The organism is Peptostreptococcus canis, from assembly GCF_014229965.1.
Classification (GTDB): Bacteria; Bacillota; Clostridia; order Peptostreptococcales; family Peptostreptococcaceae; genus Peptostreptococcus; species Peptostreptococcus canis.
Window position 1 is genome coordinate 220,028 of sequence record NZ_JABGBW010000002.1, and the last position, 12,399, is coordinate 232,426.

At 29.1% G+C, this 12,399-nt stretch carries 9 protein-coding genes; 2 read left to right on the forward strand and 7 right to left on the reverse strand.

Features of this window, described 5'->3' with window-relative positions; genetic code table 11:
• Positions 1-91 precede the first annotated feature (91 nt).
• The 3 genes from panD to HLB29_RS04105 form a co-directional block, all read right to left on the reverse strand.
• Positions 92-481, reverse strand: coding sequence for an aspartate 1-decarboxylase (gene panD, locus HLB29_RS04095; protein WP_185623884.1), 390 nt, complete (start codon positions 479-481; stop codon positions 92-94).
• A 107-nt stretch (positions 482-588) separates the two neighbouring features.
• Positions 589-1,005: a CBS domain-containing protein gene (locus HLB29_RS04100; RefSeq protein ID WP_185623885.1), complete on the reverse strand. Its 417-nt coding sequence runs from the start codon at positions 1,003-1,005 to the stop codon at positions 589-591.
• A gap of 228 nt (positions 1,006-1,233) precedes the next feature.
• Positions 1,234-1,434 carry a cold-shock protein gene (locus HLB29_RS04105; RefSeq protein WP_185623886.1) on the reverse strand — a complete coding sequence of 67 codons (201 nt, stop codon included), beginning with the start codon at positions 1,432-1,434 and terminating at the stop codon, positions 1,234-1,236.
• A gap of 284 nt (positions 1,435-1,718) precedes the next feature.
• On the opposite strand from HLB29_RS04105, the gene HLB29_RS04110 reads away from it, so the two are divergent.
• Positions 1,719-2,543 (forward strand): pyridoxamine kinase, encoded by an 825-nt coding sequence (locus tag HLB29_RS04110; RefSeq protein ID WP_185623887.1) that lies wholly within the window; start codon positions 1,719-1,721, stop codon positions 2,541-2,543.
• A 138-nt stretch (positions 2,544-2,681) separates the two neighbouring features.
• Here HLB29_RS04110 and HLB29_RS04115 read toward each other — a convergent pair whose 3' ends face one another.
• The 3 genes from HLB29_RS04115 to HLB29_RS04125 form a co-directional block, all read right to left on the reverse strand.
• On the reverse strand, positions 2,682-3,872 hold the full coding sequence (locus tag HLB29_RS04115; RefSeq protein ID WP_185623888.1) for a dicarboxylate/amino acid:cation symporter: 1,191 nt from the start codon (positions 3,870-3,872) through the stop codon (positions 2,682-2,684).
• Positions 3,873-4,041: 169 nt separating this feature from the next.
• Positions 4,042-8,343 carry a PolC-type DNA polymerase III gene (locus HLB29_RS04120; protein WP_185623889.1) on the reverse strand — a complete coding sequence of 1,434 codons (4,302 nt, stop codon included), beginning with the start codon at positions 8,341-8,343 and terminating at the stop codon, positions 4,042-4,044.
• Between the two features lie 86 nt (positions 8,344-8,429).
• Positions 8,430-9,128, reverse strand: a complete 699-nt coding sequence (locus HLB29_RS04125) for an MBL fold metallo-hydrolase (RefSeq protein ID WP_185623890.1) — start codon at positions 9,126-9,128, stop codon at positions 8,430-8,432.
• A 358-nt stretch (positions 9,129-9,486) separates the two neighbouring features.
• Here HLB29_RS04125 and HLB29_RS04130 point away from each other — a divergent pair, with 358 nt between their 5' ends.
• Positions 9,487-10,713: a flavodoxin family protein gene (locus HLB29_RS04130; protein WP_185623891.1), complete on the forward strand. Its 1,227-nt coding sequence runs from the start codon at positions 9,487-9,489 to the stop codon at positions 10,711-10,713.
• 239 nt (positions 10,714-10,952) lie between these two features.
• Here the strand turns inward: HLB29_RS04130 and HLB29_RS04135 are convergent, their stop codons facing one another.
• Positions 10,953-12,341 (reverse strand): aldehyde dehydrogenase, encoded by a 1,389-nt coding sequence (locus tag HLB29_RS04135; protein WP_330604393.1) that lies wholly within the window; start codon positions 12,339-12,341, stop codon positions 10,953-10,955.
• Positions 12,342-12,399: the final 58 nt, after the last annotated feature.

Below are 12,399 nucleotides of genomic sequence, written 5' to 3' on the forward strand. Positions count from 1 at the left end.
ATATAAACGAAAAAAAGCGATCAAGATTTTTTCTTAATCGCTATAATTTCAAGTATCTGCAATTTTAAAGAACCATTGTTAAAACACTTTGTTACATATCCTCTAATAATCCATGTTTTTCATAATTTGTTACTCTCACAATTCTGTTTTCGTCATCTACAAAGACTACTTTTGGTTTGTGATTTTTTGTTTCTTCTGCGTCACAACAGCAATATGCCATTATTATAATTTTATCATTGACGGACACACATCTCGCAGCTGCACCATTTAAACAAATAATACCACTTCCCGGTTCACCTGCAATAGTATATGTCTCAAATCTATTCCCATTGTTCACATCAACTATTTGTACTTTCTGGTATTCTCTTATTCCCGACTTTTCCATTAATTCAAGATCTATTGTAATACTTCCGACGTAATCCAAATCGGCTTGTGTGACAGTAGCCCTGTGAATTTTGCCCTGCAACATTTCTATAATCATTTTCTCCTCCTGATTTATTATCTATACCAATAAAATTAAATTGTTAAAAAAAGTATATACCAAAGAATAATAAAATTATATTTTACTATCTATGTACTTTTATTAATCTATACACTCTTTATCTTTTTTAGCTCTTTATAAGCATAGGAAATGACGTCTCTTCTTTTTATTATTCCTATAAAAATATTAGAATCATCTATAACCGGAACAAAATTCTGGCTGATTAATGCTATAAATAAATCCTCAACATTTGTATCTATTTTTACTGTTTCATTTGTTACTCTTCTGGGAATATCCATAATATTTGTATTTTCTAAAATACTGTCATCAAAAGATTTGTTTGATTTCAAAAACCACAATAAATCTCCCTCTTTAACTGTCCCTAAGTAATTTCCATGCTCATTTAAAATAGGAACTGAAGAAAACTTATACTTTTCCAACGTATTTAACACGTCCTTTAAATTATCTTTATCACATACACTTATAACCTCGCTTTTAGGCGTAATAAAAAACAATATATTCATATCTGTCTCCTTAACATTTAAAACTATTATATTAACAGTTTAATATTATCAAAATAAAATTTACCCATAAAAATTTAAACATATCCTACTAAAGTATAACATATTATGATAATAATTTCACTACTTATAAGTCAATAAAAAAGAAAAAGGATTAACATATGTTAATCCTTTGCATTGTAATCTTGATAAAACTTTACTATATTAATTCAAATCAATATCTTAAACTATTTATATTCTTGTTACATTTGCAGCCTGAGGTCCTTTTGAACCGTCCACGATTTCAAACTCAACCTTCTGTCCTTCTTCAAGAGACTTATATCCTTCTCCCTGTATTGCTGAAAAATGTACAAAGATATCATTTTCACCTTCTACTGATATGAAACCAAATCCCTTTTCATTGTTAAACCACTTTACTACTCCGATTTTCATCTATGTTCCTCCTAAATTGATGAACTACTTATTTTTATGTAATTCACTCTTATCTAAAGATAACATAAAACCGCACAATAGTCAATGATAATAATCAATAAAGACAGATAAAATTCTACAAAATAAAAAACTATACAAAATAATGTCATTTCAATTATTTTTAATGTTCTTGTTCCTTTAATTTTAATATGATATTATATAATAGTGACTATATAATTTTACAAAATAATCACATCTTATCTGCAGAATATACATTCTTAGCAGAATAAAAATCGGAGGTTGAAATGCAAAAGAAAATAGCTTGTGTAAATGATATTTCAGGAATTGGAAAATGCTCTCTTACAGTTGCACTTCCTTTAATTTCTGCGTTAAGATGCCAGTGTTGTCCATTACCTACATCTGTTCTTTCAAGCCAAACGGGTTATCCGGTATATAGCTTTGTAGATCTTACTGATAGTATGAAAGAATACATAGACGCTTGGCATAAATTGAATCAAAAGTTTGATACAATATACAGTGGTTTTCTGGGTTCTAAAAATCAGATAAAACTTGTAGAACATTTGATTAATCTTAATCATGGTTCATATGTAGTTGTTGATCCAATACTCGGAGATTTGGGTAAAATTTTTCCATTTTTTTCTGAAGAAGATGTATTTGAAATGAAAAAACTTGTTTCAATGGCAAATCTAATAACACCAAATATTACTGAGGCAAATTTAATTTTAGGCAGAAAAACTGACTTTTTAGATTATACTGATGATGAACTTCTTAGTATATGCAGAGAATTATCTGATATTGGTCCTGAATCGGTTGTAATAACAGGTTTTATAAAAAATAACGAAATAATAAATATTTGCTATGAAAGAAAAAATGATCAAATAATAAAAATAGGTAAGCATTATAATAAAATTAGTTTTAGTGGTACCGGAGATATATTTACATCTACTATTACAGCCCTAATCACAAGGGGATATGGTCTTTCTGAGTCAGTAGAAATAGCAACTGATTTTATATATGAATCAGTAGGCTTTACCGCTAAACAAAAAAAGTTTGATAGAAATGACGGAATAATGTTTGAGGAATTTTTAAATCTACTTTTCAAATACTAAATTCAATATATAAATAATAAAAAGAGTTATCCTTGAAATTAACTTGGCTCCTAAATTTGGATATTAAAAGTTAATTTATTGATAACTCTTTTTCTATAATTTTTTCAATTGTCAATGCAATATTTAATGTACAAGATATTAAGCCTTTTTAATTTTTCTAGTATATAACTTATCAATAAATACTGCAATCGCATTATCACCTGAAACATTGGCTGCTGTACCAAAGCTATCCTGAGTTAAATACAATGTAATCATCAACTGTTGCATTACTTCAGTAGTAATACCTACCATTGGTAAGAATGGTAAAGCTGACATTATTGCACCGCCAGGAGCACCGGGTGCTGCAACCATAGCTACACCAAGCATAGCAATAAATCCAAATACTGTGCCGAAATTAAAGTTAATTCCGTTCATCAATAACACAGCAACACTACAACTTGTAATAGTAATCATACTACCTGCAAGATGAATAGTAGCACATAGAGGCACAACAAAGTTTCTTATATCTTCAGAAACACCATTCTTTTCAGCACATTTTAAATTTACTGGTATTGTAGCAGCTGAAGACTGTGTACCAATAGCAGTCATGTAACCGTTCACCTGATTTCTTATCAGTCTAAAAGGATTTTTTCCTGCGTAAGTCCCAGAAACAGTAAACATTAGTGATACATATAGTAAATGAAGTATAATTACAATAACAAATACTTTCCAGAATATTGATAATACACTAAATACTGAACCTGTATAACTCATATTTGTAAAGTTACCTGCTATAAATAATGGCAATAATGGAATAATTACTTTACTTAATACTTTTGAGATTATTGCTTCAAAATCATCGAATACCTCAAATAACACTTTTCCGCGTCCGTTTCCTTTTAACCACGAAATGCTTAACCCCATTATGAATGCAAAAACGACAGCACTCGTAACATCCAACATCGGAGTTAAATTAATCTTGAAAAATGGAGTTAAGGGTTCTACATTTCCCTTCACTTTTTCAATTAATTCCGCTGTAATGAATGTCGGGAATAAGTTTTTTGCCACAAAATAAGCTATTGTACCTGCGATTAAAGTTGAACAATATGCTGTTAAGGCTGTTATTCCTAAAAGTTTTCCTGCTCCTTCAGATAATTCTGCAATCCCCTTTACAACAAAGCCAATTATCATTAAAGGTATTATGAAATTCAAAAACTCACCAAAAAGACTTGAAAGAGTAATTAAAACTCTTAACAAATTAGCCGGTAAAAATTTCATATTACCTAGTATAATACCGATAATTATGGCTATTACTAGCTTAGAAACTAGCCCTAATTTGATTTTTTTCATTATATCTTCCCCCTTATATTAATATAACACAAAAGCAATTATAACATATTGCTTTGCTTATAACAACACTTTAATAAATTTTATTAATATTCTTAGTAAAACATAAAAAAATACCTGTATTTTAAAACATTAATACAGATATTCTTTTTAATGTAATATTATTAACTTTCTATAAAAATGATAGTTGATTTTTTTCGCTTAAACCGTCTAAACTTCCATGTTCAGATAATTTTTCTACAACTGACTTTGATACTTTTGTTCTTTTAATAAGATCTTCTTTTGATAAAAATGGTTTGTCTCGATTATCCACTATACTCTGAGCAGCATTTTCTCCCATTCCATCAAGTGAAATCATAGGTGGAAGTATTTTACCTTTTCCAGCTATTTTAAATTCCTTTGCATCCGATTTATAGATATCTACCTTTAAAAATTCGATATTTCTGGCATACATCTCTACTACTATCTCCAAAACCGTATACTGATTTTTTTCTTTTGCAGTAATTGCATTTCCTTTTTCACTAATGCTTTCCATTTTTTTCTTAACAACATCTATTCCACTTGTTATAAGCTCTATGTCGAAATCTTCGACCTTAGTGGTAAAATAGGTAGCATAAAATGCTTCAGGATAATTAATTTTACAATATGCAATTCTAAATGAAGTCATAACATAAGCTACTGCATGAGCTTTTGGAAACATATACTTTATTTTTTTACAAGAATTTATATACCAAGCCGGAACATTATTGGCTTTCATAGCATCTTCAAATTCAGGTTTTAATCCTTTCCCCTTACGAACACTTTCCATTATTGTAAATGCCATTTTAGGCTCCAAACCACTGAATATTAGATAGTTCATAATATCGTCTCTGGTTGAAATAACATCTTTTAATCCAACAACATTCCCCCTTACAAGATCCTGAGCATTGTGTGTCCAAACATCTGTACCGTGTGATAAACCTGATATTCTAACAAGTTCGGCAAATGTAGTAGGTTTCGTGTCAATTAACATTTGTCTGGTAAACTTTGTACCAAATTCAGGTATCGCAAGACTTCCAACCGGAGTTCCTATATCTTCTTCTGTTACTCCTAAAGCTTTGGTCGATGTAAAAAGCGACATAGTTTCAGGATCATCCAAAGGTATATCTGTTATATTTATTCCGGTCATGTCCTCAAGCATTCTAATTATCGTAGGACCGTCGTGTCCAAGTATATCCAGCTTCAAAATTCTACCACTAATTGAATGATAATCAAAATGCGTAGTTATTACTGATGAATTAGTATCATTAGCCGGATACTGAATTGGCGTAAAATCATGAACATCCTTGTAATCAGGAATTACCATAACTCCTCCCGGATGTTGTCCTGACGTTCTCTTCACTCCGGTACATCCTTCAGTCAACCAACTCATTTCTGCATTTGAATAATCTTTGTTATTTTCTTCAGAAAATTTTTTAACATATGCAAATGCAGTTTTATCTTTAACAGTACCTATCGTTCCGGCTCTATATGTATGACCTTTACCAAATAGCTCTTCAGTATATTCATGTATAGTGGGCTGATAAGTTCCTGAAAAATTAAGATCTATATCCGGTTCCTTATCACCTTCAAATCCAAGAAATACTTCAAAAGGTATATCATGTCCATCTTTTACCAGTTTTTCCCCACATTTGGGACAGCATTTATCAGGCAGATCCACGCCGGAGCCCCATTCTCCTATTGCAAAAAATTCACTATATTTACATTTCTTATTTGGACAAATATAGTGAGCAGGAAGCGGATTTACTTCTGTAATATCACTCATAGTAGCTGCCAATGAAGATCCGACCGATCCTCTAGAGCCTACTAAATAGCCGTCAGATAAAGATTTAGCAACTAACTTGCTCGCTATTATATACATAACTGCATATCCGTTATTTATTATTGAATTTAGTTCTTTTTCCAATCTGGATTGAACAACTTCCGGTAACGGATTTCCATATATACCATATGCCTTTTCAAAACACATTTTTCTAAGTTCTTCTTGAGAGCCCTCTATAACAGGTGGACATGTTTCATCCGGTATAGGCAAAATCCTATCAAACACATCTGCTATTTTGTTTGAATTAGTAACCACTACTTCATAGGCTTTTTCTTTACCCAAATATTTAAATTCCTCAAGCATTTCATCAGTAGTTCTCAAATGTAATTTAAAAGGTTCTACATACCTTCCATTATTTCTTATAGAATACATTAATATGGTTCTAAAGATTCCCTCATGTTCATCGAGCATATGAACATCTCCTGTTGCCACAACTAATTTTGAATATTTTTCTCCTAATGCAATTAATTTTTTATTTATGTCCTTTAACTCATCAAAATTTTTAAGCTCACCGCTTTCAACCAGATACTTATTATTTTCCAATGGCATAATTTCGATAAAGTCATACAATTCGAGCATTTTTTTTATTTCATCTTCCGGCAAATTCCTTTGAACTGCATTAAAAATTTCTCCACTGGAGCAAGCAGTCCCGACTATTAATCCCTCTTTCATTTCAATTAATTTACTCTTCAATATCCTGGGAACCGAATAAAAATGATTAATATGAGAATCACTTATCAACCTATAAAGATTTTTTAATCCTACTTGATTTTTTGCATAAATAGTCGCATGAGTAGGTCTTATTTTAGTATAGTCTATCTTTCCATAAATTCTATTGACATCTGATAACTTTTCAGCTCCATCTTTTTTAAATATTTCTATAAATTTTACAAATATTTCTGCAGTCGCAATTGCATCATTTACAGCTCTATGATGACCTCTTAGAGTAACATTCATCTCTTTTGCAACTCTATCAAGAGTTACTCTTCTCATATGTTTTAAAATAACCCTTGAAATCGTAATTGTATCAACCTTTTTGTTATTATATTCCATCCCGAGCTTTTTACAGTTTTCCAATATAAATCCGGTATCAAAATTTGCATTATGTGCTACCAAAACAGAATCTTTCACAAAATTCATAAATCTAGGAAGAACATCTTCAATAGTTTTTGCATCACTTACCATTTCATTAGTTATCCCGGTTAATTCTTGTATTTTATATGGAATGTCCATCTCAGGATTTACAAATTCAGAAAAATTATCTGTTATTTTCCCGTTTTCAATCAAAACAGCTCCTATTTCTGTTATTTTATCATTCATAGTAGATAAGCCCGTTGTCTCAATATCAAAAACTACAAAACGCTGATTGAAATCTTTATCATTAGCATCTTGTATAATATCTTGATTATCATCTACTAAATAAGCCTCTACGCCATATATCACCTTTATATCTTTACCTTTTGCTGCATTCATTGCGTCCGGAAATGCCTGTACAACTCCATGATCCGTAATAGCCACAGCTTTATGTCCCCATGTTTGAAGTCTATCAAACAACTTTTTTATAGAAACCGTCGAATCCATTGCTGACATTTGGGTATGAAGGTGAAGTTCTACTCTTTTCTCTGAAGATACATCAATTTTTTCTCGTTTTTTCTCCAATTTTATACTCGTAATAGTTATCTCTCTTTCTTCATTATAAGTATTAGTTATAACATCTCCAACTATACGGACATATGAATTTGGCTTGGTATTATTAATTACTTTATCTTTATTCTGATCGTTTAATTTTACTTTACAACATATTGCAGCAGTGTTATCTGTAACATATATATGATAACTTATTTTACCATTTCTATTTTCGATTTGATCTGTTTTAAAAACTTCACCTACTATTGCTACAGTCCCAGTATTCTCACTTATATCACATATATCTAAATGAAATGCTTTTATATCTTTGCCATATACTAAGTTTGGATCTTCCAAATTAACTATATATTTATCCTTCTCTTCTTCGATATTTTTACTGGAAAAATCTATTCGTGATAACACTTCATCTACATCTTCATTTTGTCTTTTTATTATTTTCTTTAAAGATTCTTCCTGATTCATATTTCTTACTGCACATTCAAGTTCTACTTCAAGCCCCAAACCTAACTCCCTTTGTATCAATTCTTTTACCCATTTATCTATACTCTTCTCTTTAAATCTGTTAAAAATAAATTCATTTGGTGCTTTGATTTTAAGTTTTCTATCTATATATAAATATTCTAATTGTTTCTCAAATGCTGCTACTGACGGACATTTCTTCCAGATTAAATAATATATATTTTCCCAATATTTTTTTAATATAAATTTTTCTCCTTTTTTTTCATTGTATTTTATTCTTGGTCTAATTTTTATAATATCAACACTAACATTGCTCTTATGGGCAATTCTTCTTCTAATTTGGTCCAATTTTCTATTACTTATAACTTCCTTTGATGTGATATACAGAGTTATCTCAGAGTTTTTTTTATTTACAATTACCTTTGATAAAATCACATCTTCTAAACCTTTGAGAGTTTTTTTGTCATTAATATCTATAGACTTCAAAAAGTCAGTAAATAAATCCATTTTTACCTCCTTATTTTACCTTATTGAATAAAAATTTTTCTTAATTATGATAAACAAAATTTATTCGCTATATGCTCCCAATATGTCTACTCTATAGTATATCCATCAGTCGATGTCTTATGCGTATCAATAATAACAGTTTTTTCAGTTAAATCCAAATGTTTTTTTCTAAATTTATCAATCATTTCATATTTTTCCCAAAGATGCATTGGTGCTACATAGGATGTTTTCGTTACCTTAATAAAATGTGATAATCCCCAGTCATACCTGTCCCCTTGTCTTGGATCTAAAGGAACCATTGCAAGATCAATATTTCTTTCTGTTAACTTATCCATCTCTTTTAAAAATCTTTCAGTCATCACCTGATATTCTTCTTTTGTCTCATATCCATGCCATGTCCACCAATTCAAATCACCGGCATGATATATTGTTTTTCCCTCAACTATTATCAATACCGCCACTCCTAAGTCCGTACTCTCAAAGGTTTCTATCTCTAAATCACCAATATTATATTTCGAATTGATAGATATTTTATGTATATTTTTATCTTTTTCAATATTTATCAAATTTATGTCATCTGACAATATATACTCCACATCTTTGAACTCAGAAAATAAGTCAAAGATTTTTTTATTAAAATGGTCTTTATGACCATGTGTACTAATTATATATAATTTTTTATTCCTATCCATATCAGGAATTTCCTTTTTATAATAGTCAAATATTATATTAACATTTTTTAACTCAACCAAAAAACTGCTATGATAAATATATTTTAATCTCATAATATATACTCCCTCTTTAAATTGTATTAAATCACATTTTTAGCAAAAATTGTATTCATCAAATGCTATAACAAATACACTAATTTCTTACAAGTACAATTTCATATTCTGTTTATTTGTATCAATTTTTCATTATATACTATTATACCATCCTTCCTTTTATATAACTACAAATTGCATCGAATAAATATACTTAAAATATTCTCTGGTTTTCAAAATAATTATCTCAATTTATACTGATTTTACTGAAAAAAAACTCCTGTAATGATATAATTTAACTATCAGTATATTAATTTTACTTACTTAAAATTAACAGATAAATTTGTTATTTTATTCTTATATTTTAGGAGATAAATCAATGGAACTTGTTGTATTAGAAAGTGCGGAAAATATAGAATTTAAAGAAGGAATAGACTTACTTGACTGTAGAGATATTAAACCCTGTACCGGCTGTGCAGCTTGCTGGGTCAAAACTCCAGGTAAATGTATCATTAAAGATAAAGCTCAATTTTTTTCTCAAAAAATAAAAAATTATGATACCATAACCATTGTCAGTAAACTCTGTTTCGGAAGTGTATCTTACCCCGTTAAGAGAGTTTTAGACAGATGTGTAGGATACCTTGATACTTTTATGATAAAAGATGAAGATGATATAAGACATGGAAAAAGATACAACCACACCTTTCATTTAAATGTAGTTTTTTATGGAAATGGTACAGAACAGGAAAAAAATGAAGCTTCTCAATTTGTAAAAGCTTTTTGTAAAAACTATTTTGTAAATTCATATAGTATTGAATTCGTAAGTGCATTTAATACTGCTTTTATATTACTTGGAGGTAAAAAAATAGATCCTAACTTGGAAGAAACAAGGGATATTCTTATACCGAAAATAGGTGAAGTAGAAAAGCCAAAAAACTCTATTGCAATTATAAATGCAAGTCCACGTGGAAAAAAATCTGCTTCTGAATTTTACTCTAATAAATTGATAGAGATTTGCAATAAATTATCAAATAATGAATTTAAAATTGATAAATATTATTGGGGAACTACAAGACCAATCAATCCTGACGAAATAATGAAATTCACCATGTACGATTCCATTATAATTTGTTTTGGGATTTATGTAGATGGCCCGCCATCTCATATCATACAAAATTTCCAAAGAATTGATGCCTACCTATATCAATATATGAAAAACCATACTTACGGAAAGTTGGGAAGTAATATAAGAGATACAAAAATATATGTTCTAGCTAATAATGGACTAATACATGGAAACCAAAATATACATTCAATAAATTTTATCAAAAACTTTGCCAATAAAAATAAATTTACATGGGTTCAAGGTATCGGAATTGGAGGGGGACCTCTTTATGCGAATCCTAAAAAAGATATAATTGGAGATAAAAATGCAGAAGGAGTGTATAAAAAACTAGAAGAATTTTCCATAAACATACTAAATTATAGCGAAAAAATTAGCTACAATGATATTTATACAGATGCTCATATAAACTTGGATGATTATTTAAACATAATTAATAATATTTGGAAATTTGCTTTAGATAAAAATAAAATCAATAAATAAATATAAAAAAGAAAAGGGGTTGACTTTATCTCCCCTTTCTTTCATACAAAAACTCAAAATATAAATTTAAACCTTATAAAACCGTTTTAGAAAGGACATAATTTTTATAATGATAAAACTTTTCTTTTGAGTTTCTCTATACTTTTTATACTAAATTATTATATTTCATTATTAATACTAAATTAGTATATCTTATATAATTTTATATATATAATTACATTATTTAACTAAAAATAATTCTATTTTATAAAAAATCTTACTAATTTTGATTTTTTTTCATTATATGGATGATATCTCATAGGTAAATCCAACCAATTAAATTTTTTCATAATAGCTTTAGGGTGGGTAAAAGCTTCAAAGCTCTTTTCACCATGATATTGACCTATTCCAGATTCTCCAATTCCACCAAATCCCATCTTGTTATTTGTAATATGAACCAGAGTATCATTAATGCAACCGCCACCATAAGAACATCTTTTAATGATTTTTTCTTCAATTTCACTACTATTAGTGAATAAATACAAAGCTAATGGTCTGGGTTTCGAATTAATATATTCAATACATTCCTCAATGTCTTCATACTCAATAATCGGTAAAATAGGTCCAAATATTTCTTCATTCATTATCCTCGAATTAAAATCATTTTCGTGAATTATAGTGGGATATATGATTAAATTTTCTTCACTATACTCACCACCAAAAACAACTTTTTCACTATCAATCAATTTAATAATTCTGTTAAAATGCTTTTTATTTATTATTTTTGGAAAATTTTTATAATCATCATTTTCAAAAAATTCTTTTATATATTCAACATAATATTTCGTGAAAAGTTGACAAATAGATTTATCTATTAAAACATAGTCAGGTGCAACACATGTTTGACCTGCATTAAGGATTTTCCCAAACGCAATTCTCTTAGCGGCAAGTTTTAAATCAGCCGTTTTTTCTATAATTGTAGGGCTCTTTCCTCCTAACTCTAAAATAATAGGAGTTAAATTTTTTGAAGCCTTTTCCATTACCAATTTTCCAACCGATATAGAACCTGTGAAAAAAATGAAATCAAATTTTTCTTCAAGTAATTTCTCATTTTCTTTTCTTCCACCTTCTATGACAGCCACATATTCTTTACAAAAAATACTTTCTATAATCTCCCGTACTATATTAGAACAATTAGGTGCATAGGCAGATGGCTTTATAACAGCTGTATTTCCACCTGAAATAGCTCCTATTAAAGGCATAAAGACTAAGTTTATCGGATAATTCCATGGTGCCATTATTAAACAAATTCCCAATGGTTCATGATAGATATAGCTTCTAGCCGGAAATTGTGATATTGAAGTTCTTACTTTTTTCTTTTTCATCCATTTCTTTAGATTTTTGATATGATAGTTGATTTCTTCCAAAACCAAACCTATTTCTGTCATATAGGATTCAAAAGATGATTTTCTCAAATCTTTATACAAAGCTTCTTCAATGTCTTTTTCTCTTTTTAAAATTTCATTCCTGAGAGATACCAAGTTTTTGAGTCTAAAACTATATTCCAATGTATCGCCTTTTATAAAGAATTCTTTTTGCAATTTAATTAAATCACTTATATTTATAGTTTCATCTAGGTATTCCGTCACTGGCTCTTCCTCCATAAATACAGATTATCTTATATTTTCCAACCAAAAGCTAGTATAA

Coding starts and splice junctions, on each gene's coding strand:
- panD (WP_185623884.1), bottom strand. CDS start 481: ATGATTATAGAAATGTTGCAGGGCAAAATTCACAGGGCTACTGTCACA.
- HLB29_RS04100 (WP_185623885.1), bottom strand. CDS start 1,005: ATGAATATATTGTTTTTTATTACGCCTAAAAGCGAGGTTATAAGTGTA.
- HLB29_RS04105 (WP_185623886.1), bottom strand. CDS start 1,434: ATGAAAATCGGAGTAGTAAAGTGGTTTAACAATGAAAAGGGATTTGGT.
- HLB29_RS04110 (WP_185623887.1), top strand. CDS start 1,719: ATGCAAAAGAAAATAGCTTGTGTAAATGATATTTCAGGAATTGGAAAA.
- HLB29_RS04115 (WP_185623888.1), bottom strand. CDS start 3,872: ATGAAAAAAATCAAATTAGGGCTAGTTTCTAAGCTAGTAATAGCCATA.
- HLB29_RS04120 (WP_185623889.1), bottom strand. CDS start 8,343: ATGGATTTATTTACTGACTTTTTGAAGTCTATAGATATTAATGACAAA.
- HLB29_RS04125 (WP_185623890.1), bottom strand. CDS start 9,128: ATGAGATTAAAATATATTTATCATAGCAGTTTTTTGGTTGAGTTAAAA.
- HLB29_RS04130 (WP_185623891.1), top strand. CDS start 9,487: ATGGAACTTGTTGTATTAGAAAGTGCGGAAAATATAGAATTTAAAGAA.